Origin of the sequence: Candidatus Alcyoniella australis (genome assembly GCA_030765605.1) — a bacterium.
In the GTDB taxonomy this organism is placed as follows: domain Bacteria; phylum Lernaellota; class Lernaellaia; order JAVCCG01; family Alcyoniellaceae; genus Alcyoniella; species Alcyoniella australis.
The window spans coordinates 1-24,529 of sequence record JAVCCG010000029.1; the positions used below are offsets into that span (position 1 = coordinate 1).

24 protein-coding genes and 1 tRNA gene are annotated in these 24,529 nt (G+C 60.7%); 19 read left to right on the forward strand and 6 right to left on the reverse strand.

What is annotated here, in order from left to right; all coding sequences use genetic code 11:
* The 4 genes from ruvA to P9M14_03440 form a co-directional block, all read left to right on the forward strand.
* Positions 1 to 479, forward strand: a 479-nt coding sequence (gene ruvA / locus P9M14_03425; GenBank protein MDP8254777.1) for a Holliday junction branch migration protein RuvA, incomplete at its 5' end; no start/stop codon positions are given.
* 3 nt (positions 480 to 482) lie between these two features.
* Positions 483 to 1,511, forward strand: a complete 1,029-nt coding sequence (ruvB, locus tag P9M14_03430) for a Holliday junction branch migration DNA helicase RuvB (GenBank protein MDP8254778.1) — start codon at positions 483 to 485, stop codon at positions 1,509 to 1,511.
* A gap of 17 nt (positions 1,512 to 1,528) precedes the next feature.
* A complete protein-coding gene (locus P9M14_03435; protein ID MDP8254779.1) occupies positions 1,529 to 1,693 on the forward strand; it encodes a hypothetical protein in 165 nt (54 codons plus the stop codon).
* Positions 1,693 to 2,547, forward strand: coding sequence for a WxcM-like domain-containing protein (locus P9M14_03440; protein ID MDP8254780.1), 855 nt, complete (start codon positions 1,693 to 1,695; stop codon positions 2,545 to 2,547). Before P9M14_03435 ends, P9M14_03440 begins: the two co-directional genes overlap by 1 nt.
* Here the strand turns inward: P9M14_03440 and P9M14_03445 are convergent.
* A complete protein-coding gene (locus P9M14_03445; protein MDP8254781.1) occupies positions 2,544 to 3,683 on the reverse strand; it encodes a DUF362 domain-containing protein in 1,140 nt (379 codons plus the stop codon). The genes P9M14_03440 and P9M14_03445 overlap by 4 nt on opposite strands.
* Before the next feature lie 138 nt (positions 3,684 to 3,821).
* Here P9M14_03445 and P9M14_03450 point away from each other — a divergent pair, with 138 nt between their 5' ends.
* From P9M14_03450 to P9M14_03475, 6 genes are all read left to right on the forward strand, one after another.
* Positions 3,822 to 5,663, forward strand: coding sequence for an alkaline phosphatase family protein (locus P9M14_03450; protein ID MDP8254782.1), 1,842 nt, complete (start codon positions 3,822 to 3,824; stop codon positions 5,661 to 5,663).
* Positions 5,660 to 6,766 (forward strand): glycosyltransferase family 9 protein, encoded by a 1,107-nt coding sequence (locus tag P9M14_03455; GenBank protein MDP8254783.1) that lies wholly within the window; start codon positions 5,660 to 5,662, stop codon positions 6,764 to 6,766. The genes P9M14_03450 and P9M14_03455 overlap by 4 nt, the downstream gene beginning before the upstream one ends.
* Before the next feature lie 64 nt (positions 6,767 to 6,830).
* Positions 6,831 to 7,712: an LD-carboxypeptidase gene (locus P9M14_03460; protein MDP8254784.1), complete on the forward strand. Its 882-nt coding sequence runs from the start codon at positions 6,831 to 6,833 to the stop codon at positions 7,710 to 7,712.
* Positions 7,705 to 8,823, forward strand: a complete 1,119-nt coding sequence (locus P9M14_03465) for a serine hydrolase domain-containing protein (protein MDP8254785.1) — start codon at positions 7,705 to 7,707, stop codon at positions 8,821 to 8,823. Before P9M14_03460 ends, P9M14_03465 begins: the two co-directional genes overlap by 8 nt.
* 54 nt (positions 8,824 to 8,877) lie before the next feature.
* Positions 8,878 to 10,353: a Mur ligase family protein gene (locus tag P9M14_03470; protein ID MDP8254786.1), complete on the forward strand. Its 1,476-nt coding sequence runs from the start codon at positions 8,878 to 8,880 to the stop codon at positions 10,351 to 10,353.
* Positions 10,350 to 11,321, forward strand: a complete 972-nt coding sequence (locus P9M14_03475; GenBank protein ID MDP8254787.1) for a hypothetical protein — start codon at positions 10,350 to 10,352, stop codon at positions 11,319 to 11,321. Before P9M14_03470 ends, P9M14_03475 begins: the two co-directional genes overlap by 4 nt.
* 49 nt (positions 11,322 to 11,370) lie before the next feature.
* On the opposite strand, the gene P9M14_03480 is transcribed toward P9M14_03475, so the two are convergent.
* The gene (locus tag P9M14_03480; GenBank protein MDP8254788.1) at positions 11,371 to 11,982 is read right to left on the reverse strand and encodes a peptidylprolyl isomerase; all 612 of its coding nucleotides are present in this window, start codon (positions 11,980 to 11,982) and stop codon (positions 11,371 to 11,373) included.
* Positions 11,983 to 11,997: 15 nt separating this feature from the next.
* Complete coding sequence (locus P9M14_03485; GenBank protein MDP8254789.1) at positions 11,998 to 12,849, reverse strand: aminotransferase class IV; 852 nt, start codon at positions 12,847 to 12,849, stop codon at positions 11,998 to 12,000.
* Between the two features lie 391 nt (positions 12,850 to 13,240).
* Between P9M14_03485 and P9M14_03490 the strand changes: the two genes are divergently transcribed.
* Complete coding sequence (locus tag P9M14_03490) at positions 13,241 to 13,582, forward strand: hypothetical protein (GenBank protein MDP8254790.1); 342 nt, start codon at positions 13,241 to 13,243, stop codon at positions 13,580 to 13,582.
* A 7-nt stretch (positions 13,583 to 13,589) separates the two neighbouring features.
* Here P9M14_03490 and P9M14_03495 read toward each other — a convergent pair whose 3' ends face one another.
* Positions 13,590 to 13,985 carry an OsmC family protein gene (locus P9M14_03495; protein ID MDP8254791.1) on the reverse strand — a complete coding sequence of 132 codons (396 nt, stop codon included), beginning with the start codon at positions 13,983 to 13,985 and terminating at the stop codon, positions 13,590 to 13,592.
* Between the two features lie 136 nt (positions 13,986 to 14,121).
* Here P9M14_03495 and P9M14_03500 point away from each other — a divergent pair.
* The 7 genes from P9M14_03500 to P9M14_03530 all read left to right on the forward strand — a co-directional run bounded on the left by P9M14_03500 (position 14,122) and on the right by P9M14_03530 (position 21,486).
* A tRNA-Arg gene (locus tag P9M14_03500) sits at positions 14,122 to 14,197 on the forward strand.
* A 2-nt stretch (positions 14,198 to 14,199) separates the two neighbouring features.
* Complete coding sequence (locus P9M14_03505; GenBank protein ID MDP8254792.1) at positions 14,200 to 15,000, forward strand: 3',5'-cyclic-nucleotide phosphodiesterase; 801 nt, start codon at positions 14,200 to 14,202, stop codon at positions 14,998 to 15,000.
* 67 nt (positions 15,001 to 15,067) lie between these two features.
* Complete coding sequence (locus P9M14_03510; GenBank protein MDP8254793.1) at positions 15,068 to 17,026, forward strand: adenylate/guanylate cyclase domain-containing protein; 1,959 nt, start codon at positions 15,068 to 15,070, stop codon at positions 17,024 to 17,026.
* Between the two features lie 95 nt (positions 17,027 to 17,121).
* Positions 17,122 to 17,403 carry an HU family DNA-binding protein gene (locus P9M14_03515; GenBank protein ID MDP8254794.1) on the forward strand — a complete coding sequence of 94 codons (282 nt, stop codon included), beginning with the start codon at positions 17,122 to 17,124 and terminating at the stop codon, positions 17,401 to 17,403.
* 107 nt (positions 17,404 to 17,510) lie between these two features.
* Positions 17,511 to 18,680, forward strand: a complete 1,170-nt coding sequence (gene sucC, locus P9M14_03520) for an ADP-forming succinate--CoA ligase subunit beta (GenBank protein MDP8254795.1) — start codon at positions 17,511 to 17,513, stop codon at positions 18,678 to 18,680.
* Positions 18,680 to 19,552, forward strand: coding sequence for a succinate--CoA ligase subunit alpha (sucD, locus tag P9M14_03525; GenBank protein ID MDP8254796.1), 873 nt, complete (start codon positions 18,680 to 18,682; stop codon positions 19,550 to 19,552). Before sucC ends, sucD begins: the two co-directional genes overlap by 1 nt.
* Positions 19,552 to 21,486, forward strand: coding sequence for an AgmX/PglI C-terminal domain-containing protein (locus tag P9M14_03530; protein MDP8254797.1), 1,935 nt, complete (start codon positions 19,552 to 19,554; stop codon positions 21,484 to 21,486). Before sucD ends, P9M14_03530 begins: the two co-directional genes overlap by 1 nt.
* Before the next feature lie 84 nt (positions 21,487 to 21,570).
* On the opposite strand, the gene P9M14_03535 is transcribed toward P9M14_03530, so the two are convergent.
* Positions 21,571 to 22,326 (reverse strand): hypothetical protein, encoded by a 756-nt coding sequence (locus P9M14_03535; GenBank protein ID MDP8254798.1) that lies wholly within the window; start codon positions 22,324 to 22,326, stop codon positions 21,571 to 21,573.
* A 124-nt stretch (positions 22,327 to 22,450) separates the two neighbouring features.
* On the opposite strand from P9M14_03535, the gene coaBC reads away from it, so the two are divergent.
* Positions 22,451 to 23,641 (forward strand): bifunctional phosphopantothenoylcysteine decarboxylase/phosphopantothenate--cysteine ligase CoaBC, encoded by a 1,191-nt coding sequence (coaBC, locus tag P9M14_03540; GenBank protein ID MDP8254799.1) that lies wholly within the window; start codon positions 22,451 to 22,453, stop codon positions 23,639 to 23,641.
* Positions 23,642 to 23,726: 85 nt separating this feature from the next.
* On the opposite strand, the gene P9M14_03545 is transcribed toward coaBC, so the two are convergent.
* Positions 23,727 to 24,529 (reverse strand): zinc dependent phospholipase C family protein (locus P9M14_03545; protein MDP8254800.1); only part of this gene is annotated, 803 nt, incomplete at its 5' end.

Consider the following 24,529-nt stretch of genomic DNA (forward strand, 5'->3'; position numbering starts at 1 on the left):
GCGCCCTGGGTGAGGTCGGCGAACAAGTCGGATTGTTGGTGCACACTGTTGTGCGCGAGGACGCTTTTGATCTCTATGGGTTCGTCAGCGAGATCGAACGGCGAATGTTCGAGCTGCTGATCTCGGTCTCGCGCATCGGACCGCGTCTGGCGCGCAACATCCTCTCCGGAATCGAGGCCGAGCGTCTGAACCAGCTTTTGCAGCAAGAGAACGCGGCAATGATCAGCAGCGCGCCGGGAGTCGGGACCAAGACCGCCGAACGGATGATCGTCGAGCTGCGCGGCAAGCTGCCCAAGGTTCAAAGCGAGGAGTTGGATTCCTCGGACCTGAACCAGGACGTGATCTCAGCTTTGCTCAACCTCGGGTACCGGCGTAAGGAAGCCGAGGCTGCCGCCGCGCGGGTCAGTGAAAATCTCGATCCCGACGACGGAATTGAGCAGCTGCTGCGCAGCGCATTGAAGCTGCTTTCCAAGGCATAGCCGATGGACGAATGCCGCAACGTAATCGATCCCGATCGCACGCCGGACGACATTTCGCTGGAGGCGACGCTACGTCCGCAGCGCTTTGAGGAGTACATCGGCCAGGGCCGGGTAAAAGACAACCTCAAGGTTTTCGTGGCAGCGGCCCGCGAGCGCGGGGAAGCGTTGGATCACATGATGTTCTACGGCCCGCCGGGGCTGGGTAAGACCACCTTGGCCCACATCGTGGCCGCACAGCTCGAGGTTCAACTGCGCATCACCAGCGGCCCGGTACTCGAGCGTCCGGGCGATCTGGCAGCGATCCTGACCAACCTCGAGCCCAACGACGTGCTGTTTATCGACGAGGTCCACCGCCTGAGCCATGTGGTCGAGGAGGTACTGTACCCGGCGATGGAAGACTTTGAGCTCGACCTGATCGTCGGGCAGGGACCCTCGGCGCGCTCGATCAGAATGGACATCCCGCGCTTTACCTTGATCGGCGCCACGACCCGCGTGGGCTTACTTACCGGACCGCTGCGCGACCGCTTTGGTTGGGTCGCGCGCCTGGACTATTACAGCGACCAGGAGTTGACCCAGATCCTGCTGCGTAGCGCGCGCATTCTCGGGGTACCGATCGTCGATGACGGCGCGGAAGAGATCGCGCGACGCTCGCGCGGGACCCCGCGCGTTGCCAACCGCCTGCTGCGCCGCGTGCGCGATTTTGCCCAGGTCGAGGGCGAGGGGGTTGTGGACCACGCAATAGCCGAACACGCCCTGGGAAGGCTCGAGGTCGATTCCGAGGGCCTGGACATGATGGACACCAAGTTTCTGCGACTGATGATCGACAAGCACGGCGGAGGTCCGGTGGGCGTCGAGACCCTGGCCGCCGGACTCTCCGAGGAACGCGACACGCTCGAAGAGGTGATCGAGCCCTACCTGCTGCAAAAGGGATTCATCGCGCGCACCCCGCGCGGCCGGGTGGCCACGGAGCACGCCTACCGCCACCTGGGAATCAAGGGCCCGACGATCGCGCCCCAGAAAAAACTTTTCTAATCCACCTGGCCGAATAGATGAGCGCCAATAAAACCAAACTCCGCATTCCGTTGCCGCCCAAGCCCGGCGGACCGCACGAGGTCAAGGGGCGCAAGCGCAAGCAGCAACAGCTCGATAAACGCCGCCGGATCGAAGAGGGGCTCTCCGAGCGCGAACGCTCGCGCAACAAGGACAAGGATTGATGGGCGGAGTGCTGGTGGTCTGCACCGGCAACCTGTGCCGCAGCCCGCTGGCCGCAGGCTATTTATCGATGCGTCTTGCTGATTCAGGTTCAGGGCGTATCGTGGCCTCGGCAGGCACCCACGGGGTCGAGGGGTCGCCTGCAACTCCCCAAGCCTGCGAGGTGGCTTTAGAGAACGGATTCGACATCAGCGGCCATCGCGGTTGCGAAATCACGATCGCGATGCTCGAACAATACGCATTGGTGCTGCTGATGGAACGCAGCCAGCGCGAGCATTTGGCGCAGCTCTACCCTGAATGGTCAAACAAACTTCGACTGCTCAGCGAGTTCGGACCGCATGACGGGCCGGTTGATATACCCGATCCCTACGGTGCGCCGGTCGAACAATATCGGCACGTCTTCTCGCTGATGCGACCGTGTCTCGATAATTTTGCCGCTTGGTGGGCGGATCAACACCTGGTGGGCGGCGTGCTGATAATCAAGGCGACCACCGGATCAGATCAGCGCGGCTGGTCGAGCCATCTGGCCCAGATCATGCCCTGGCCGCTACGCGAGATGCGCAACGTGCACGCTGTGGAGCTGCTGCCCGCGGCTGTGCGCGGCAACCACCTGCACCAATCGACCAACGAGGCGATCCTGGTGATCGGCGGTCCGTGCGAGGCCGTATTTTGCAAAGACGGCGATGTGGCGAAGGTGGTCTGCGCGCAACATGGTCCGGTGTTGATCGCGATTCCCGCTGGCACGGCCCACGCCTTTCGCAATTTTTCGGATTCGCCGATCGAGCTGATCTGTCTGACCGATCGTGAGTTCGATCCGCAAGAGCCTGATCAGATCCGGGTGGAGCTGATCGCCTAACCCAACCCGAACTTCATTGCCAACCTACGCGCCAGACCCATGCGCTCGTCCACCGCGCCGTGGGGGCACAGCTCATGGCAACAGAAGCACTCGATACAGCGTTCGGGGTCGATGCGCGGCAGCGGATCAAAGGTGATGCACTCCGCCGGGCAGGCATTGGCGCAGGTCTCGCAACGCTGGCAGCGATCAACGTTGATCACCGGCCTGATCCACAACATGCCGTAGAACATGCGGTAGAACAGACGCGGCATATTGCGAAACCAGGTCGGGGGCGGAGCAAGCTTCAGGGCGTCGGACGCCAAATTCATACCGCGCAGCTCGATGTGTTCGATGCGCGATTCCCCCAATCCGCGAGCCGTAGCATGATCCAGGTAATGGATGCGCACTTTGCTAAAACCCATCAGCTCGGCGGTCGCCCGGTCCACGGCCACGGGGTCGGATCCGCAAAGCAGCCAGCCGATCTGTTCGATCGTTCCCTCGCTGGGTCCGCGTCCGGACATGCCGACCACCGCGTCCATCACTGAAAAGGTCGGACGGGCAACGGCCAGAATATCGACCAGCGATTCGTTGAACGCCTCATATTGCGCCAGGGTGTGCAGCCGTTTGCGCTCGCGGGCGGGGATCGTACCGAACATGTTTTTTACCGCTCCGGTGAACATCGCCTGCATGTGGGTCTTGGCCTTGGCCAGGCTGATCACCGCGTCCGCGTCGACAATGTCCTGGGCCACGAACAACGTTTGCGTTTGCTGTCCCTCAGGAACCGTCAGCTCGCAATATCCGTGGTCTTGAAAGGTGAAGTACTCGACTCCCAGCTCGTCGCAGACCGCGGCCGTGCCCGTCGCCGTAAAAGCGCGGCGCACTTGATCAATGGGCAGCATGCCCGGCTCCTCGCCCACGCAAACATCGGCGCCCAACTCCAGCAGGTTTTTAAGCACGGCCCGTAATACCTCAGGGTGGGTCGTGACCGCCTTTTCCGGTGCCACAGGCAGCAGCAGGTTGGGCTTTACCAGCACCTTGCGCCCAGGGCCGATAGCAGCGGGCCACCCTCCGGCGCGTTCCAGGGCCAGGGCAAAGGCCTGCGAAATCAGATCGCGATCGTACTGCTGGCAACGCGCCGCGCCGACAAGGGCCGTCATCAATTCCTCCCAGATTGGTGTCCAGCCTAGGAAAGCGGCTTGCCGCATGTCAAGGCGACATACCGAAAGTCCGCTGCGCCATTGCCCGCACAGGGGGCGTCTGCTAACTTCGATTTCAAGTTAATGGATGATTTATAAATGACAAAGCACAACAGCTCGCGACTTATCATCATCGCCGGAGACGGAATGGATCCGCGGATTTGCGACCGAATGATCGCCGCGGGAGAGCTTCCGACGTTGGCGCGGCTGTGCCACGGAAAGACGATCGCGCGTCTGGGCACCACGCTTCCCTCGCAGTCGCCAGTGGCCTGGACCACGGCGTTGACCGGTGTCAATCCTGGGCGTCATGGGATCTTCGATTTTCTACGACGCGATCCACAGAACTACCTGCCGTCCATCGGGCTCTACGATTACGGTCCCAATGGATTCGTCACCCGCCGCCGTGCGCCGCTGGTCAGCGAACTGCTGGCCAGGCAGGGGATTCGCAGCCTGCTGTTGCGCATTCCGGGCACGTTCCCGCCGCCCCAGGGCGCGGGCGACGTGTTGTGCGGCCAGGGCACGCCCGACCTGGTCGGCGCCTGGGGGCGCTCGGCAGTCTATGAAACGGGCCGCGAACGCGAGGCCGGTAGCGTAATGGGTGTGCGCCTGCTGCCGCTCAAGCCGATCGATGGCGGATTTTGCGCAAATATCTTTGGCCCCGAAGGCCACACGCTGGAGCTGCGGTTGGACCGTGTGTCGTCTGATGGCGCGCTGCTGCGCTTGGGCGGCAGTGAGATCGTTCTGGCGCGCGGTGAACTCAGCGACTGGCTCTCGCTGCAATTCGGCTCAGGCGACGATGCTGTTCACGGCCAGATCCGCTGCCTGCTGCTACTGGGTGGTCCGGCGCCGCGTCTCTACTGCTCGGCGGTGATGGTCGATCCCCTCGAACCCGCGTTCGCCGTGAGCGAGCCCGCGGGACTGAGTCGGTCGCTGGCCCAATCGTTCGGCCGCTTTGCCACGCTGGGCTGGGCCGAGGACACCTGGGCTCTGATCGAAGGGCTGACCGGTTTCGACGATTTTCTCAACGAGGTCGAACGCAACCTAGAGCTGATCGAACGCATGACCTGGTGGGCGGTGCACGAGTCCGACTACCGGATGGTGTTCACCTGTTTTGAACATACCGACCGCGTGGCGCACCTGCTGGGCCACCTTGCCGATCCCGACCATCCACGCCACGACCCGGCGTTGGCCAAGCGTTACGGAGCCGAGCTGTTCAAGGCCTATCGCCGCATTGACGCGTTCTGCGGCAAGCTGCTGGACAGCATGGGACCGCAAGACACGCTGCTGGTAATCAGCGACCACGGTTTCTCCCCCTTCGCCTGGCAGGTCAACCTCAACTCCTGGCTCGCGGCCGAGGGCTACCTGACGGTGCGCGATGAGCTGCCGCACGAGCGGACCCTTGACGAGCTGTTCGAGCACACCTGTTTTTTATCAAACGTCGCCTGGCAGGGGACCAGCGCTTACAACGTCGGCCTGAGTTCGATCTACCTCAACCTCGAGGGGCGCGAGGGGGGCGGGATCGTGCCTCGCGGCCGCTCGTCCGCGGAGCTGCTCGATCGGATCTCGCGCGGGCTGCTGGAGCTACGGCACCAGGGTCGGCCGGTGGTGCGGCGCGTGCTGCGCACGGATCGCGAGCTTTGGGGCACGGCAATGGCCGACGCTCCGGACCTGACGGTCTGTTTTGCGCCGGGTTTTCGTACCGCATGGCAAAGCTCGCTGGGCGCACTGTCGCCTGACGTGATATTTGACAACATGGGTCCGTGGGCCTCGGATCACTGCTCGTCCGATCCGCTGGACGTGCCCGGAATTCTGGCGGCCAACCGACCGATCAGCAAAAGCGATCCATGGTTGGCCGACGTGGGGGCCACAATGGCGGCGTTTTTCAATGTCGAACCCGACGAGCCGCTTGACGGCCAAGACCTGTTCGCGAAGGACAGATGATCGTTCGCTACGACTGTTGCTTTTATCTGGGTGAGAAGCCCTGCCGTTTCAAGCGGACCTGCGAGGGTTGCGATCATTACAAGCCCCAGGGGACCCGCGTGCTGATCATCAAGCTCGGGGCGATGGGCGATTGCCTACGCACCACGCCGCTGCTGCGTGCATTGGATAAACTCCATCAGCCGCTGCACGTCAGCTGGATCACCGATCCGGCATCGTATCCGCTGCTGCTTCACAACCCGCTGATCGACCGGCTGCTGACCCTCGATCTGGAGGCCGTGCTGCGGCTGGACGTGGAGCGCTTTGACCTTGCGTACTGCTTTGACAAGGACCCGCGGGCAATCGCCGCGATGATGCGTTGCCGGGCCCAGCGCAAGTTCGGCTTTGGCATGACCGAGCACGGCTCGCTGTGCGCGTTGAACCCGGAGTCCGAGTACGCCCTGCGCCTGGGTCTGGACGATCCGCTGAAGTTTGAGCACAACCGCAAAACCTATCAGCAGATAACCTTCGAGATGGCCGACATGGAGTTCAACGCAGAACCATACTTGCTCGAGCTGACGGATGCAGAGCACAGCCTGGCCGAGCAAAAGTTGGCGAAGCTTGGAATCGCTTCCAATGAGCGGCTGATCGGGCTGAACACCGGAGCGGGCGCAGTCTTTGCCACCAAGCGCTGGCCGGTTGAACATTGGATCGAGCTGGGCCAAATGCTGAGCCGCGCCGGACACGGGCGGTTGCTGCTGCTCGGCGGCCCCGAGGAGGTCCAGCGCAACGCGGCTATTGGCGAGGCTCTGGGCGATGCGGTCGTCGATACGGGCACGGATAATCCGCTGCGCGTGTTCGCCGCCATTGTATCGCGCCTGGGACTGCTGGTCAGCGCCGACACCTTGGCGATGCACCTGGGGCTGGCGCAGGGCGTGCCGTGCGTGGCGCTGTTCGGCTCGACCACGCCGCACGAGGTCGAGTGCTACGGCCTCTGCGAAAAGCTCGTGTCGGACGCTGACTGCGCGCCGTGCTACCGATCCAGCTGCGAGGACATGCGCTGCATGGAGGGGATTACCCCCGCAACGGTCTTTGCCGCCTGCAAGCGGGTGCTGGCTGTTGATTGAGTTTGCATCAGGGGCGTTTTGGGGCTAATTCTACGTGCTCTAATAAAGAGGGATAATCTATCGGATGAGGTTTGTTGCGCTCAAACCGGGGGACACGCTGGGCGTGTTCGCGCTCTCCAGCCCCTTTGATCCGCAGCTGCTCGATAAGGGAGTAGCGCGAATCAAGGAGATGGGGTTTGCGGTTAAGCGGGCGTCCAACCTCGGGCTTGCGGAAGGCTACCTCGCGGGCGAGGACGAGCAGCGGGCAGCGGGATTCAACGAGTTGCTGCACGACAGCTCGGTGCGGGCCTTGATCGCGGCGCGCGGCGGCTACGGCTGTTCGCGCGTTTTACCGCTGATCGAGTTCGAAGCGCTCGAGGCTGACCCGCGACCGATAATCGGCTGCTCGGACTTGACGATGCTGCAGATGCTGCTGCTCGCACGCGGACTGCCGTGCATCCACGGCCCGATGGTCGCCTCGCAACAGATGATCCAGTCGGATACGGGTGGCAACCGGCTGCGTTCGCTGCTGCTGAGAACCGACCAGCCGCAGCCGATCAGACCGGAACAGGGCAGGGTGCTGCGTCCGGGTAACGCTGACGGGAAGTTGATCGGCGGCAATCTGACGATGATCGTCAATGCCCTGGCCGCGGGAGTGATCGGGCCGGAGCTGTTCGACGGCGCGCTGCTGTTTCTCGAGGAAACCAACGAACGGCAGTATCGCATCGATCGGATGCTGACTACGCTACGGCTCTCATCAATATTGGAACGAATCAACGGCCTGATCCTCGGAAGTTTTCTTGGCGATATCGACGACACGACCCTGGACCGGCTGGCGCTTCAAAGCGTCGGTTCACGCAAAATTCCGATAGCGGCCGGTTTCCCCGTCGGCCACGGCGACCTGAACCTGGCGTTGCCCCTGGGCGTTCAGGCGCGGCTGCAAGGCGTGGAGCTGAGCTTTGGATGATAACGGAACCACCCCTGCCGCATGGCAGTCGGTCGTCGACCTGCTCGAAACAGGACGGCGCGATAATCTGTTCTCGTGCTACGATCTGGTAGCCGGCCGCGGCGACCAAACACGATCAATCCGCGGCGGTTGGGCCCAACGCGAGCCCGAGGCGCGAAAGCTCGACGACAATCCGATCTTCGATCTCGGATCGCTGACCAAGGTGATCTGCACCACAACTCTGGTGATGCAGGCCGTGGACCAGGGGCTGATGCGCCTGGATCAGACCGTGGCCGAGCTCTGGCCCGAGTTCCCGGCGCCTTGGGCCTCCAAGGTCACGCTGACCCACCTACTGAGCCACAGCTCGGGCCTGGCCGCCACCCGTCCATATTTTGAGAAGATGCAAGGAGTTGGCGACATCCTCTCGCGGGTGGCCATCGACCCGCTGGACGCCACGCCGGGCAGGGTTAGCATCTATTCGGATCTGGGTTTCATGGTGTTGGGCCGGATTCTCGAGATCCACCTCGGAGCGAGGCTCGACCAACTATTTTATACGCGCGTAGCCCAGCCGCTGGGACTGGAGCAGACGTTCTTTCTGCCCATTGAGCGCGGTAAGAGCTCGCCGCAATACCCCACCGAACGCTTCGTAGCAACCGAGCGTTGCCGCAATCGGGGCAGGGTGTTGGTGGCCGAGGTGCACGATCACAATGCCTGGGCCATGGGCGGCGTTGTCGGCCACGCCGGACTGTTCGGGACTGCATCAGATGTCTTTCGCTTCGGCCGGATGACACTCGATTCCTGGCAAGGCCGCGGGCCGCTGCCCACGGAACAGGTCAGGCTTTTCGCCAATCGCGCGCAGATCGTGCAGGGCTCGGACCGTGCACTGGGTTGGGACACGCCAAGCAGCGGCCGATCCTCATCAGGTACGATGTTCGGCAGCCAGGCTATCGGGCATCTGGGTTACGTGGGCACCAGCCTCTGGGTCGACCTGCAGAGCGGTACGCTGATCGTGCTGCTGACAAATCGGGTTCACCCGGAGGACACCGCAGCGGGCAGGCGCGCGATGCGCGCGTTCCGTCCCGGACTGCACGATGTTGTCTGGGAGGCACTTGACCCTGGTCTTGATACATAATTTACATAAGATATCAAGTTGATATCGACATTGATTAATGTAGAATATTAAGTAATGAGTAACAATAGCACTAATTACAACGATTATTACTACATTCCGCCCGACCTGAGGCCCTTGCCGCCGCAGCATTCGCAGCGGATTTACATGATCGGCATCTGTGGAATGGGCATGGGCACCTTGGCCTCAATGCTCAAGCAGTCCGGGCGCGAGGTGATCGGTTCGGACTCGGCGATCTACCCGCCGATGAGCGAGCACTTGGCATCCCAGGGAATCACGGTGCTGCCCGGGTACGATCCGGCCAACCTCGAACGGCCCATCGACCTGGTGGTCGTGGGCAACGTTGTGCGCAAGGACAACCCCGAGGCAGCGTCGACTGTCCAGCGTGGACTGCCCTACGTTTCAATGGCCGAAATGCTCGAGCGCGAGTTCATCAGCGGCCGCACCTCGGTTGTGATATCCGGCACCCACGGCAAGACCACTACCTCCGGGTTGACGGCCTGGGCCCTGCAGCAGGCCCGGATGAGCCCCGGATTCATGGTCGGCGGTATCCTGCGCAACTTCGGCTCCAGCCATGCGCTGCCCGGCGGCCCGGAATCGCCCTTTGTCTGCGAGGGGGACGAGTACGATACCGCCTACTTTGATAAGGGCCCCAAGTTCCTGCACTACCGGCCCGAAGTGCTGCTGCTGAACAATGTCGAGTTCGATCACGCGGACATCTATCAAAACTTGGATCACGTGTTGTGGGCCTTTAACACGCTGCTTGATCGCATGGACCCCGCAGGCACGGTAGTCGCCGGAATCGATTGCCCGAACGTGCGAAGACTTGTGCAAGACCGCAAACAGCGCGTGATCAGCTATGCCACGGCTTGCGACGCCCAGATCAGGGCGTGCAGTTGGAAATTCGACGCCGGCTTGACCACCATCGAGACAGCGATCGAGGGACAATCCGTGGAGCCGATTGCGACACCGTTGATCGGCGAGCACAACGTGCGCAACGTGCTTGCCTGCTACGGCGCCTGTCGCCGGCTGGGAGTTGACGAGTCCGTATTCAGGAAGGCGATGCTCACGTTCCAGGGCATGGCGCGGCGCTCGCAGGTGCTGCTCGACGGAGCGGTCAAACTGATCGACGACTTCGCCCATCACCCCACGGCAGTGGCCACAACCCTCGATGGACTGCGTGCAGCCCACCCTGGACGCCGACTTGTCGCGGCGTTCGAGCCGCGGTCGGCAACCAGCCGTAGCAACCGCTTTCAGGAGCAGTATACCGTAGCGCTGAACCGCGCCGACATCGTGTTCCTCGCTCCGCTGCACCAGCCCGAACGACTGCTGCCGGAACAACGTCTCGATTTGGAGCAAATCGCCGAACAGTTACGGCTTGCCGGACGTAACTGCAGCGTAGGCCGCAGCCACGAGGAGCTGTCCGTGGCAATGCTCGAGTGCATTGAACCCGGCGACGTGGTCGTGCTGATGAGCAACGGCGGATTCGGCGGGCTGCCGCGTAAACTGGCGCAGGCATTGGAGCGCAAATGAGCGTCGACAATCTGCCGATGGCCATCAAGCCGGAAAGTAAGTTGCTGCTGGCGTGCACCAACGAAATCGAGACGATCCTGATCAGCGTTGCGCTGAGTCAATGCCTTGAGACGCCGCTGGTTCGGCTGTTCATGTCGCACTTGGGCCTGGGCCGGCTAAGCAATGTTCCGGTATTCCGTCAAGGGAAGACACCGACCGTGCTGATCGGCTTTCCCACACCGCGACTGGCGCAGGACGAGGAGGCGGCGCGCAAGGTGCTGAAGCTGGGCTTGGACCTGACCTGGATCAGCGAGCATCCGCTGGATGCCGATGAGATCGCCGCTGCACCGCGACTCCGGTTGGAGCCGGTTGACCAAGGATTATGGCAAACCGTTTGCCGCGTACTGGGATGCCCGCGTTCGGCCATCGAGCCATTTGCCGGAATCGCAGCCGAGCTTGGCGAGCCGCTGGTCGATCCCCAGGTAGCGGACCACGACACGGCCTGGCGCTATTGCCTGGAAGCAGCCTGCCAGGAGCCGCAATACCTCGGACCGAGCTCGGCAGGTCTGATCAGCGGCCTCCAACCCGATCCGATCCTGGTGCTGGCCGGTCACCAGCTGATCGTGCAGCGTTCCCAACTCGCTGCCGACAGCAGCTTTCACACCTTCGACACGCCCAACGGCCGTGCGGTATTGGTGTTGGCGCCGCGTAGGGCGCTGGGCTTCTACTACGGCCTGGCGCATGAGGTGAGACGGCGTAGGTCGTGCGTGCTGAGCGTGCTGGCGTTCGATACGGGCGAGCCGCTGATCGTCGAGTACGAACAGCGGCCCAGCGATTTTAAGCTGCGCATGGAGATGATCGGCTCGCGGTTCCCCGAGCACGTGGTCAGGCCCTACGGACCAAGCGGAATCGCGATCAAGGGCTCAAAGGCGGGGTCGCTGGACGTACTCGATCCGCTGATCGAGCTGCTTTCGAGCGAGATCAACTAGCCCTCCACGCCCGGCGTGCCTGCCGTGCGCAGAGGGCGTCGGTAATTGACTATTCGGCCGTGACCTGCTTGATCTCGACGTGCTCGATCACAACGTCCTTGATCGGCTTGTCCATGGCCGCAGTGTTCGCGCGGGAGATTTTCTTCACCACGTCCATACCCTCAACTACTTCGCCGAAAATCGTGTGCTTGTTGTTCAACCACGGCGTGGCGGCCTCGGTAATGAAGAACTGGCTGCCGTTGGTTCCCGGTCCGCGGTTGGCCATTGCCAGCATACCCGGATGGCTGAACTTCAGGCTCGGATCGAACTCGTCCTGGAAGGTATAGCCCGGTCCGCCCGCGCCCGTGCCCTGCGGGCATCCGGCCTGGATCATGAAGTCCGGGATCACGCGATGGAAGATCAACCCGTCGTAGAAACGGCTCTTTATCTTCTGGCCGCCGCGGTCGGTCCACTCCTTTTTTGCCGTGGCCAGCTCGACGAAGTTGGCGACGGTCATCGGCGCCTTGTCGTCGAACAACTTAATCGTAATCTCGCCCATGCTCGTTTGCATAATCGCATACAGTCCTGGTTCCAATTTGTTCTCCTCTGCTGCCAAGGCCATTGAGGCGATCAGCAGCAACGCCGATATCGTTATTACGGCACTCAGGGTTCTTTTATGCATTCCGTGCTCCTGTGGTTATCGATTGTTGGCCATGCTTTCCATCAACAGGCTGTAGAATTTCTTGGTCAGCGCTCCGGGCCTTCCCTTGCCGATCTTTCGATCGTCGATGCCCACCACCGGCATTACCTCGGTTGTGGTGCCGCTGAGGAACACCTCGTCGGCCGCGTAGAACTGATCGAGGCTCGTTGCCCGTTCCACGACCTTGATTCCGGATTTGCGTCCGAGTTTGATCAGATGGTCGCAGGTTACTCCACCGAGTATACAGTGGCTGGAAGGATGGGTGAAGGCCGTATCGTCCTTGACCATGAACGCGTTGGCCGCGGTGGCCTCGTGTAGGATTCCGTCGTGTCCGATCATCAACGCATCGAACGCCCCGGCGTCGAGGGCCGCCTGTTTGGCGCGAACGTTGCCCAGCAGGTTGACGGTCTTAATGTCGCAACGGGACCAGCGCTCGTCCGCTACGCTGATTACCGACACTCCCTTGCGAAACAGCGCCGCACTGTAGCGCTTAAGCGGACTGACCGTAATCAGCAGATTGGGTTGCGGATGCTTGGGGTAGGGATGTGCGCGCGGCGCAGTGCCGCGGCTGATCTGCAGGTAGATCTTGGCCTGGTCGATCTTTGAGAGCTTGAGCAGCTTCCTGATCTGAGCTCTTATCAGACGGATATCGACCGCTTCGAGCATCTGCATCTCGCCCAGGGAGCGCTTGAGTCGGCGCATGTGAGCGTCGAACAGGAACAGCTTGCCATGGTAGACGGCCACGACCTCGTACACCGCGTCGCCGAACAGCAGACCGCGATCGTTGACTGAAATCGTCGCACTATCAAGCGACGAGACAACACCGTTAACCATTGCCAGATCTGACATCTGAACACTCCCCAAGGTGATCCTGCCCCAACGTTGTGCAATTCAATCGGAGGGGGCTATTTTTGAGGGATTTTATGTTGTGTACACAACCTTGTCCACAGGTTTTTCCCCATCTAATGTGAATAACCCGTGATTGCTCGCAGATATTGCAAAGACCATCGTAAATTGGGTTATCAACATGAAATAGTATGGAATATGGGTCTTGGAAGCATTGCTTAGGGTTAATTCAATCCGGACACGGGTCGCGGGAAAGCCGAATACTAAACTTATACAAGGACGAGTTATACACAACTACCTTTAAAATTGGGCCGAATCACGGAACTCGGGACTTTTATGCCGCCCAAAGTGTGTTGACAACTGCAAGCGGCAGCGGCTACCTTCCATAAACATTATGGCAAAGTACAGCAAGAAAAAGATCAAGCTTAAAAGCGTCCGGCCTCCTGCCGACTTCAAGACGATCATCGTGCTGTTGGCCAGCGGATCAGCCGTGCTGGTGGCGACGTTATTGGTCTACTTCCTGGGCACGCCGGTGATCAACCAGCACTATGGACCGGACAACACGCTGATCGATGTCCTGCAATTCCTGATCGCGTTTTTCTCGGTTGCCGCGTTCTTCGGAGTCGGTGCATTAGTTCTGGGGCTGATCAAATTGTTCAACCGTCTGCGCCACATGGTTACAAATCGGAACGAGCCCAGCAGAACTTCACGACCCAGGAAAAAGTCAAAACGCTGAGCGGTTCTCAGACTACCTTGGTCTGCAACTCCACGGACGGCGGCGACTCCAGTGTGCGCTTGACCGCGCACTGTTCGGCCGCGCGTACCAGGGCTTTATGGTATTTCTGCGGAAACTCCGCCGGCACTTGGATCTCGATCTTGACGTTGCTCAGGCTGTGGGTTTCCTCGTTAAAAGTATTGGTTTGCTTGATCCTCACGTTCTCGGTGTCGAGTCCGCGCATCTGGCAAAACCGCAACACGTAGTAACCCGCACAGGTGCCGATCGAGGCCAGGAAGCACAAATAGGGCGAGGGCCCCGCGCCCTCTCCGCCCTCGATTATCGACTGGTCGGTTGTGATGCTGTCCGAACCGTACTCAGCGGTAACCTTGCTGCCGCCGGGAAATGTGATGTTCAGTTCCATTGAGGTTCCTCCCAAATCTTTTGAGCGGATTGTATATTGCATTGGTCTTTCCTTACATGACCAAGATCAGATTCCACCACGCGCAGGCGGGCGTTTTCATTTGACACTCGCCGTTTGCTTGATGTAAACAGCCTTTGCCTCTGTAGCTCAGTGGATAGAGCAACTGCCTCCTAAGCAGTGGGCCGCAGGTTCAATTCCTGCCAGGGGCACCAGTATGTACTTTCAACCGCGGGTCGTGCACGATGGGATCAGCATGAAAATCGAGATCCTCGGATGCCGCGGCGACCTGGTGCCGGGAGCTGCTTGCCCCGGCTATCTATTGGACGATACAACATTGCTTGAGGCTGGAACCGTAACTTCGGTTCTCTCGCCGCAACGACTGAGGCGAATCGACCGGGTCGTACTCTCTCACATGCACGTGGATCACATCAAAGAACTGCCGTTCCTGATCGGCGCGGCCGTCAATTCCGCCCAGTCGCCGATCGAGGTCTGGTCCACGCCGGACAACCTGGAACTGCTCAGACGCCATCTGTTCAACTCCAGCCTCTGGCCCGACTTCACCAGGCTGCCCACGGTCTCGAACCCCGCGATGAAGATGAGAAAGCTCAGCACCAAGCGCGCCACTCGAGTCGGCGAATACTTACTGCGCGCATTGCCGGTCAACCATACCGTGCCGACCTATGGGATGTTCTTTGACAACGGCAAGCAGGTTCTGGGATACACCGCGGATACCGGACGCTGCCCGCAATTCTGGGATGCAGCGCTGCAATACGGCGATCGTCTGGCAGCGGTGATCGTCGAGGTGACGTTCTGCGATAAGCAGGCGGACCATGCCAAGGCCACGGGGCACATGACGCCCTCGCTGCTCAAATCCGAGGTGGAGCGGGTCGACCTGGATGTGCCGCTGATCGCGGTCCACCTCCGGCCCGAGAAAGTGACCGCCATCGAGCGGGAGCTGCGACGCCTCAAGCTTCCCGTACACATCTCCGAATCCGGAGACATCATACGGCTCTAATGATATGAGTTCGATTGCCCGACGTCGCAAAATTCTAGCTGCGTTGGGGATTGCATTCCTCGTAGCTATGGGTTGTTCGGTGCTGGCCGGCTATGCGATACGCGCGGACGCGGGGCTGCTCTCGCGGGTCGAGGGCGCGACTCTCGACATTCGATTCCGCATGCGCGGTCCGGTGGTGCCCGATCCGGAGATCGCAATCATCGCCATCGACCAGCGCAGCCTGGACACGGTGGGACGCTGGCCGTGGAGCCGCAGCGACCTGGCCCGGCTGGTTGACGCCATCGGGCAGGGCAACTCGGCCAAGCCCAAGGCGATCGTGCTCGACATTGCCTTTCCCCAGGTGGAGCAAGCTCATTACCAACTGGTCGAGCAGAAGACCCTGAGCCAGCATCTGCCGTTCATGTTGATCGACGCCGGCCAGCTGCGCGATCCCGACCTCGATCTGGCGCAGGCTATCCAGCGCTCGGGTAGGGTCGTGCTTTCCTCGTTCTTTCTGACTTCCACGCCCGGAGGCCAGCGGCTCGATCCCGGTCGTCTGGCATCGAGCTTCTCGATTCCGATTCTGATCGGCGAGCTGGGCGACAACATCCACTCGTTCGTGCGCAGCGCCAAGGGAGCCGAGCCGAACATCGAGCAGCTCCAGAGCGTCGCCGCTGCGACCGGCTTCTTCAACATCTTTCCCGATCCAGACGGGATCATGCGCCACAAGGACATGATCCTGCTCTACGGCGACGACCTCTACCCCAGCCTTGAGATCAGCGCCCTGCGCGTGGCCATGGGCCTGACGCGCGACGACCTGGCCTGCCGTCTGGCGAGCTACGGAATTGACTACGTTGCAGTGGGCGAACAACGAATCCATACCGACGAACAGGGCCGGATCATGCTCAACTACCGCGGCCCGGCCGGGACGTTCCAGACCTACTCGGCGGTCGACGTAATCAGCGGCAAAATCGACTCGGTGGAGTTCGCCAATCGGATAGTGTTCGTCGGCGTTACCGCACTGGGCAATTTCGACGTGGCGATCACGCCATTCGCACCACAAGGCTTCCCCGGCGTCGAGGTCCACGCCACGGCCCTGGACAACATTAAAAATCAGCGGGCGCTGGTGCGTCCGGCATGGTACGTCTTATTTGACCTGTGCCTGATCTGGTCGTTGGCGATCATCGTCGCCATGGCCTTCGCCAGTCTGCGCCCCTGGTTGGCCGGCGCCACGGCCGTGACGCTGCTGGTAGTGCTGTGGCAGTTGGTCGGCTGGCTGTTTAATACCCGTAACTACGTGCTGTCGCTGACAGTGCCGCTGATCTCGCTGGTCACTACGCTGATCCTGGTCGCGCTCTACAGGCTGCTGTTCGAGGTCCGGTTGCAGACCAAGATGAAACGCGCCCTGGCGCCTTACGTGCCGTTGCCCGTGGCCCAACGCATTGCAGCGGACCCCGACCGCGCCCGGCTGCAAGGCGCTCGGCGCGAGATAACCGTGCTGTTTGTGGACATCCGCTCGTTCAGCAAGCTCTCGGCCCAGGTGAGTCCGGAGAAAATGGTCGAGTTCCTAAGCGAGTTCGCCCACGAGGTCTCCGAAGCGGTTTTCGACAATCAGGGATTGCTCGACAAATTCATCGGCGACGGCGCAATGGCTTTCTGGGGCGCGCCGCTGATCAGTGATGACCATGTGGACTGCGCGATCAACTGCGCCAAAGACATCCAGCAGCGCATCACGCAGCTGGCAAAGCGGCACGCGCAGGACGAGTTCGGCCGCACCACGGTCGGCGTGGGAATCGCCACAGGCGAGGCGGTTGTCGGCGCTTTGGGTTCAATGCGCAGGTTGGATTACACGGCGGTGGGCGAGGTGGTCAACTTGGCGCAACGTCTGGAGAAACTCAATAAAAAGCTTGGCAGCAGGGTGTTGCTGAGCAAGGCCTCATCGCAAAAAGCCGGACCCCAGTGGAACATCGAATCGCTGGGCGCGCACCAACTGATCGAGGGCAGCGAGCCGATCGATGTGTACGAATTGCCCCTTGAAGATAAGTAATTTATTATTTTCCTTGACATTAAGAGAAAATAACTCTAAGAATAAATAGTTACGTACTACAGACCACTAACCGCCATTGTTGATGGGGATGCGGTATGAATAAATCGGACTTGGTAGAGGTACTTGCCAAACGAACGGGAATTACTTTGAAAAAGGCCCAAGAGGTCGTGGATAAGGTCTTCGAGGCGATGACCGACACACTCGAACAGGGAGAAAGGATCGAAATCCGTGGTTTCGGTTCGTTCTCGGTCAAAGAGTACAAGCCGTATACCGGACGCAATCCCAAGACCAAAGAATCGATCCACGTACCGCCCAAGCGCCTGCCTTACTTCAAAGTAGGCAAAGAGCTGAAAAAGAGGGTCGACCTCCACGGCTGAGGCGGTCGCCCGAACAGCTGAATCGATTTCGTCCTGCAGGGCTATTCGTTTGGGCGCAGTATTTCGTCTATAATCCACCAATGCTAACCACATCAGGAGAAGTGTAGGTGAAGATACACGAGTTCCAGGCCAAGCAGTTGCTGAACTCGGCCGGAGTACCGGTTCCGGTCTCGTATACTGCAACCAATCCCTGGCAGGCGCGGTATGTGGCCGAACTTCTCCACGCTTCGGCCTTTGTAGTCAAGGCGCAGATCCATGCCGGAGGCCGCGGCAAAGGCGGTGGCGTCGCGGTGGTCCAAAGTTTGGACGAGGTCTATCAAGCGTCCGAACGGATTCTGGGAATGACCTTGGTGACCAAGCAGACCGGACCCGAGGGACGACTGGTGCGCACGGTGTTGATCGAGCCCGCGGCGCAAATCGCCAGGGAACTGTACTTTGCCGTGTTGATCGACCGCTCGTCGCGCTGCCTGACCTTGATGGCCAGCGAGGCCGGCGGAATGGAGATCGAACAGGTAGCGGAGCAGCGCCCCGAGGCAATTGTTAAAATCGCGATCGATCCGCTGGTCGGCGTGTCCGCGCGGCACGGCAGGGCGTTGGCCCAGGGACTGGGGATCGAGCACAAAGGATTAATTCGACAGTTCACAAAACTGGCGATCGATTGCTGCAACTGCTTTATCAACAACGACCTATCGTTACTCGAGATCAACCCGCTGGCGATCACGCAATCCGACGAGCTGCTCGCCGTGGACGCCAAAATGACGATCGACGACAATGCGATGTTTCGCCACCCCGAACTGGCAGAGCTACGCGACTTCAACGAGGAGCAGCCCCTCGAGATCCTCTCGTCGCGCTACGGCGTGGACTACGTTAAGCTCGACGGCGACATCGGCTGCATGGTCAACGGCGCGGGCCTAGCAATGGCCACAATGGATCTGATCATGGCCTCGGGCGCGATGCCCGCGAACTTCCTTGACATCAAGGGCGGGGCCGACGTTGCCAACGTTGTCAACGCTTTTGAGCTGCTGAACTCCGATCCCAACGTCAGGGCGGTGTTGATCAATATCTTCGGCGGAATAGTACGTTGCGACATGGTCGCCGAAGGGATCCTCAAGGCAATGCAAAGCGTCAAGGTCGAGGTGCCGATCGTGGTGCGGATCGAGGGGACCAACGCCGACCTCGGAGCCAAGATGCTCGCGGATTCGCCCTACGGTTTCATTTCCGCGAAGGGCCTGTCCGACGCAGCACGCAAGGTCGTGGCCGCCCGGGGAGACGCCTGATGAGCATTTTAGTCAACGACAAAACGCGGGTGGTGGTCCAAGGGATCACCGGCAAGACCGGACAGTTCCACACCAGGCAGTGCCTGGAATACGGCACCAAGATCGTCGCCGGAGTGACTCCGGGCAAGGGCGGGATGGATTTCGAAGGCGTGCCGATTTACAACGGCGTTGCGCAGGCGGTGAGAGAGCAGGGCGCCGACGCCTCGCTGGTGTTCGTGCCTCCGGCACTGGCGGCCGACGCATGCATGGAGGCCGTTGAGGCCGGAATTAAAGTCCTGGTGCTGATCACCGAGGGCATTCCGACATTGGACATGCTCAAACTGGTGCGTTACGCCAGGCTCAAGGGATGCAGCCTAATTGGACCCAATTGTCCGGGGATCATCACCCCCGGCGAATGTAAAATCGGGATCATGCCCGGACAGATTCATCGGCCGGGCAACGTCGGCGTGATCTCGCGCTCCGGGACCCTGACCTACGAGGCCGTGGCGCAACTCAGCGCATTGCAGATCGGCCAGAGCACCTGCATCGGCATTGGCGGCGATCCGGTGGTCGGAATGAACTTCGTCGACTGTCTTGAGCTGTTCAACGCAGACCCCAATACCCAAGCCGTGGTATTGATCGGCGAGATCGGCGGAAGCGCCGAGGAAGAGGCCGCCGCCTACATCTCACAGAACTTTGATCGTCCGGTGGTGTCTTTTATAGCTGGGTTGACCGCACCCGAAGGCAAGCGCATGGGACACGCCGGTGCGATCATCTCCGGCGGCAAGGGCACGGCCGAAGAAAAGCTTGGGGCGCTGGCAGCAGCGGGCGTCACGGTAGTGCGTGACCCCTCTGCTATCGGACACGCCACTGCGGAGGTAATCCGGCGCTGATGAAGCGCGTTGCAATTTTTATCGCACTGCTGGCGCTGCTGTGCGCCGCCTCACCGGCAATGGCCATGGACGAACAGGCGAGCCGGCGGATTATCGTGCGCGCCATCGAGCTCTCCCCGGTCCAAATCCAACGGCTGTTCCAGGGACGCGAGCAGCTGATCCCCCAGGCGATACAACAGTCGACTGCGATTGCCGTTGATGCGCAATTCGATCCCAACGACCTGTTCGACATGGCGACGATCCACGCCGACCTGTCCGACGATGCGAGCATCGAGGCCACCCTGCGCGAGCTGATCGAACTCACCGGCATGTTGTACGCAACGGTGAATCATCAGCACAACGAGCGCTACGACAGCCTGTTCGCTCAGGCGGCCCCGACATATCCGATCCGTTTCGACGGCTACCATACTTTCAACGACTACACGCTGATTATCGAAAAGACCGAGTCCTTTCTGCGCGTGCACGACAGCGCGGTTCAGGCCTACCTGGAGTCGCCCGAGCGCGGCGGCGGCGAGCAGGCCGCGCAATCGGCGTGCGTGATCCAAAACGCCCTTGCCAACATCACCGCCGATCTGTGGGTCACCGTGCTGCTGCCGCTGATCGACCAGCTTGACGCGCCGCTTCAGACCGGAACGATCGTCAAGGGCAGGCGGCCGCCCGTGCAAATACCCGACGTGGAACTTTACCTGCCCAAGGGTATTGATCCGTCCGTCGCGACCGCCCCTAACCGCGACCTGCCGATCTACCTCGAAGTCACGAACTACGGCACGTCCGTGGCAGCCGATTACAGCGGTCCCACAATTACCATTGACGAAGAGGGGCTGGTGATCACGGTCGAGCGCTTAGCCCCTGAACAGGCTCTACAGCAGGCGGCACAGGCACGCCGCGAGGCCGCCCTGGGTCTGGGGCAATCGACGTCAGCGGCCAATGCCACTGGCGTGCAGGTCGAACAGCGCATTGAGCAGCAACGCGCCCTGGATCAGGCGGCACAGGCACGCCGCGAGGCTGCGATCAGTGTTGGAAAAAGCCCCGCTCCCACAGCGGGGCTGATCGGCACTCGGATCTCCCGCGAGCTAGAAAACCGAAGCGCGTTAATGCGAGCCCAGCGGATCAGAACCGCGGCCGCCTTGGCGCTTGACCGCGGCAAGGGCAGCGCTGTTCAAGCGCTGGCCGCCGCTGTCCTGGTTCGCCGCAATACGCAGATCGAAGCCGGGCGCGAGCTGAGGCTGCAAAGCATCGCCTTGCACAAGGGCGAGATCAGCGGCGTAAGCTCGACGATCGAGGGCATCTCCAACAGCATGACCTTGGAGGTCAGGATCAGCGGCAGCGAGGTGCAGTCGGTACAGATCGATGAATCCAAGCTGGCCCACGTGCGCGGCGTGCAACCCGACGTTGACGCCGGGAACAACGATCTGTTCAGCGTGCTCGAGTCAATGGACATCGGCACCTTGGTCAACGCAGACAATCAGCGCCAGCTTAAGCAGGGTGAAAACGGCGACGCCGAAGCCGAGCAATCAGATATCGACCCAGGACTGCGATTGGACGCCGATGCGCCGAACATCGGCGAAGAGAAATCGATGCTCACCGTGTCCAGCGGCTCGCTCAGCGTCGATCGCGGGGCGCAGCAGGGCACGTTCGACGCCCAGGCCGTTTCACAGATCTTGGCCGATAATCACCGCGGATTCAGCTATTGCTACGAGACGCAGCTCAAGCACTCTCCCAATCTATCGGGGAAAATAGCAGTGGAATTCACCATCGGCCTTGACGGTCGCGTGGACCGCGCCGTTGTGCTCGACGATGAGAGCGACCTCAAGGACAGCGCTGTGCAGAATTGCATCCTCGAGCGCTTCAAACGACTGAAATTCCCCCCGCCGGTAGGCGGCGAGGTTACGGTCAAGTACCCGCTGATCTTTGCGCCGTCTTTTTCATTTTAGACAGCTCTAGCCCGAATCATTCGTGAAACTTCTATTGCGATGCAAAGCGCAACGCTGAGTTCCATGCCTGATGGATAGATGGCTTTACTGGGACTCGGGCTGCTGCTCTACAGGCTCGGGCGTTTGCGCGTCCGCGGCAGGATCGACAGGCTCGGGCTCGGGCAGTTCTGCGGGCACCAAGGTGCGGTCCTTATCGACTGTTACCTGGTCGGAGTTGGTCAGCAGCTCGAACTCCTCGGGCGACAACAGCTCGAGCAGCGCGATGTAGGTCGGATTGTCCTCAGTGCCGGACTGCACTGTAAATCCGATTTCGCGATCCTCGGTAAAAAAGATCAACCGCAGCAGTGCGCCGCTGGCCGGATCCTGTAGGTGTTGGATGAACGTGGGCATTAAATCGGGAAAATTGATCGCAGCGCGGATCGACTCGCGATCGAACAGAGTTTGAAAACTCTCGGGCGTCATCTTGTAGACGATGGTCGAACCCAAGGTGTTTTCGGTGCTCACGCGATCAAAGGGGTAACCGTAACGCTGGTAGGTGGCCCAGGCAGCGGGGGTCAGCACGTTCTGCAGGCTCTCCGGCGAATGCATGTTTACCGGCTGGGCAGTCAGGATCGCCTCCTGGTTGTCGATCTGGAGAACGTTTGTCAGGTGGTGGAAAACGATCACACCGACTACCACGAGGAAGGTGACCGTCAAGGTCAGCACCAGCACTACGTCTTCCTTGCGGTCGAGTTTGGCCTTGCATTCGTCGCAATAGAATCTTTTGGAAGTTGGGAATATCGACATGGCGCGAGTTACCGCGACCGTGGCTTTTTTACTGCACTTGATGCACTGAGCCATTGCCTCACTCCCAAGTGTGTCTCAGCACATCTAGCAGACTCCCGATATCGCTGTCAATTACACTATCGACGTTCGGATTGGATTGAAGGTCGTTCGCACTGGTGGTAAAGTCCGCATCATGCTGATGAACAAGAGTATTGTTTTAGGAATAACCGGAGGCATCGCGGCCTACAAGGCCTGCGAGCTGATCCGGCTGATCACGCGTAGTGGGGCCACAGTCAGGCCGATTCTCACCCAGAACGGCGCCAAGTTCATCACCAAGCTCAGCGTTCAGACCCTCAGCGGCAACCGCGCCTATAGCGATACTTTCGAGCAGGGAGACGCTTGGGAGATCGGACACATCAGCCTGGCGCAATCCGCCGACGCGATCGTTGTCGCGCCGGCTACGGCCAACGTGCTGGCCAAGGTCTGCGCCGGCGTGTGCGACGATCTACTGACAACCACGATCTGCGCCGCGGACTGTCCGGTGATCTTTGCTCCGGCGATGAACACCAAGATGTGGCTAAACCCGATCGTCCAACGCAACGTACGCACGCTGACCGAATTGGGCTACCTGTTCGTACCGCCGGGCTACGGCGAACTGGCCTGCAAGGATGTTGGCGAAGGTAAGATGGCCGAGCCTGCGCAGATTCTCGAACACATCCGATCGACGCTTTGCGACAAACCGCTGGCGGGCAAACGGCTGCTGATCAGCGCCGGCCCGACCTGCGAGGCCCTGGATCCGGTACGGCATCTGACCAACCGCTCGTCGGGCAAGATGGGCTTTGCGCTGGCTCGCGTGGCTTGGCGCATGGGGGCCCAGGTCGAGTTGATCAGCGGTCCGGTCTGCCTCGATGATCCGGTGGGGGTTAACACCGTGCGCGTTGCTTCCGCCGCGCAAATGCTCGAACAGCTTGAGCAGCGCTTTTCCGAATCCGACATACTGATAATGTCCGCGGCCGTGGCCGACGTGCGGCCCACGCAGGTGGCCGATACCAAGCTTCCCAAATCCGAGCTGCCGCAAGCAATCCCGCTGGAGGCTACGCCGGACATCGTGTCGCTTCTCGCAGCCCGACGTAGGGCGGGGCAGTTGATCGTCGGGTTTGCCGCGGAGACCGATGCGATGTCGCAAAAGGCCCGCGACAAACTTCAGCGCAAGGGCCTGGACATGATCGTGGCCAACGACGTTTCGCGCAGCGACATCGGGTTCGACTCGGAGAACAACGAGGTCACTATCTATATTCGCGACGGCGAGGAACTGCACGTCGAACTCTCCGACAAGGAACGCGTGGCCCGGGCGGTGCTCTCCAAGGCTGCCGAACTGCTCGGCGACTGAGCGTTCAGAATTTTCCGCAAGTATTTGAATATTGGTTGCAGCCACGACGTATTACACGCATGGATCGCAACGGCGGGAGAGCCGATTATACGGCGAGCATCGGGAAACGTTCGATATTTTCGATCAGCGGCCCGAGCTTGGGCGGCGTAAACTCAAGTGCGATCTCGTCGAGGATCTGTACTTTGAGCAGACCGCGCCGGTCCAGCCAGCGCAGGTTGCGGCGTATCGAGCGCGCAGCGCGGATCGCCTCGCGGCCCGTGGGGTCCATCGCCATGATCGAGGCGCTGTCGGGGTTGGAGAGGAAGTCCATCGACGCCTCGATCGAGAGGTCGATGTAATGCTGCACGCGCTCGGGCTTGAGCAGCACCTGCGAACGCCGCGATTGGGCCGCCACGAGCTGTTGCCAGCGTTTGAGCCGACCCAGAAGCATCATCGAGTTGAAAATCTGTTTATTGACCTTGAACGGAAACAACGTGCGACGCAGTGCTTTCTGCATCAGCTCGTCCTGCTCCGCAAACGAGCGCCGCGCAAGAACGCGCGCCTTGCTCCAGACCTCAGGGCCCAGGTAGCTCTCGAAGCGCGTCTCCCAATAAGTGTGACGCATCGCATGGTGACGATAGCTGATGATCAGTTTGTTCGGGATATAGTAGCTGTGCGCGATGGCGTCCGATGCCAGATGCGCCTGGTAGCCGTAGCAGAACGAGTGCGAGGCCTCGCTGAGGGCTTCGGCGTGCATTGCCTTGGCCACGGACCAGGCGTGGCAATGATGGATCGAGCGCGCGAAGTTCTTTCCCATGGTGATGTCGGCGGCAACGATGCCGTAGAGAAATTCCGCACGATGGCGCGAGATAACCTTGGCCACGTACGGCGCGAACATCCCCAGGTTGA

Excerpts from the sequence above, each read along its gene's own strand:
- P9M14_03435 (MDP8254779.1), top strand. The coding sequence starts at position 1,529 with ATGAGCGCCAATAAAACCAAACTCCGCATTCCGTTGCCGCCCAAGCCC.
- P9M14_03510 (MDP8254793.1), top strand. The coding sequence starts at position 15,068 with ATGGGTTGTTCGGTGCTGGCCGGCTATGCGATACGCGCGGACGCGGGG.
- P9M14_03470 (MDP8254786.1), top strand. The coding sequence starts at position 8,878 with ATGAGTAACAATAGCACTAATTACAACGATTATTACTACATTCCGCCC.
- ruvB (MDP8254778.1), top strand. The coding sequence starts at position 483 with ATGGACGAATGCCGCAACGTAATCGATCCCGATCGCACGCCGGACGAC.
- P9M14_03455 (MDP8254783.1), top strand. The coding sequence starts at position 5,660 with ATGATCGTTCGCTACGACTGTTGCTTTTATCTGGGTGAGAAGCCCTGC.
- P9M14_03535 (MDP8254798.1), bottom strand. The coding sequence starts at position 22,326 with ATGGCTCAGTGCATCAAGTGCAGTAAAAAAGCCACGGTCGCGGTAACT.
- P9M14_03490 (MDP8254790.1), top strand. The coding sequence starts at position 13,241 with ATGGCAAAGTACAGCAAGAAAAAGATCAAGCTTAAAAGCGTCCGGCCT.
- P9M14_03460 (MDP8254784.1), top strand. The coding sequence starts at position 6,831 with ATGAGGTTTGTTGCGCTCAAACCGGGGGACACGCTGGGCGTGTTCGCG.
- P9M14_03505 (MDP8254792.1), top strand. The coding sequence starts at position 14,200 with ATGTACTTTCAACCGCGGGTCGTGCACGATGGGATCAGCATGAAAATC.
- P9M14_03440 (MDP8254780.1), top strand. The coding sequence starts at position 1,693 with ATGGGCGGAGTGCTGGTGGTCTGCACCGGCAACCTGTGCCGCAGCCCG.
- P9M14_03475 (MDP8254787.1), top strand. The coding sequence starts at position 10,350 with ATGAGCGTCGACAATCTGCCGATGGCCATCAAGCCGGAAAGTAAGTTG.
- coaBC (MDP8254799.1), top strand. The coding sequence starts at position 22,451 with ATGAACAAGAGTATTGTTTTAGGAATAACCGGAGGCATCGCGGCCTAC.
- P9M14_03530 (MDP8254797.1), top strand. The coding sequence starts at position 19,552 with ATGAAGCGCGTTGCAATTTTTATCGCACTGCTGGCGCTGCTGTGCGCC.
- P9M14_03495 (MDP8254791.1), bottom strand. The coding sequence starts at position 13,985 with ATGGAACTGAACATCACATTTCCCGGCGGCAGCAAGGTTACCGCTGAG.
- P9M14_03485 (MDP8254789.1), bottom strand. The coding sequence starts at position 12,849 with ATGTCAGATCTGGCAATGGTTAACGGTGTTGTCTCGTCGCTTGATAGT.
- P9M14_03515 (MDP8254794.1), top strand. The coding sequence starts at position 17,122 with ATGAATAAATCGGACTTGGTAGAGGTACTTGCCAAACGAACGGGAATT.
- P9M14_03450 (MDP8254782.1), top strand. The coding sequence starts at position 3,822 with ATGACAAAGCACAACAGCTCGCGACTTATCATCATCGCCGGAGACGGA.
- P9M14_03480 (MDP8254788.1), bottom strand. The coding sequence starts at position 11,982 with ATGCATAAAAGAACCCTGAGTGCCGTAATAACGATATCGGCGTTGCTG.
- sucD (MDP8254796.1), top strand. The coding sequence starts at position 18,680 with ATGAGCATTTTAGTCAACGACAAAACGCGGGTGGTGGTCCAAGGGATC.
- P9M14_03445 (MDP8254781.1), bottom strand. The coding sequence starts at position 3,683 with ATGACGGCCCTTGTCGGCGCGGCGCGTTGCCAGCAGTACGATCGCGAT.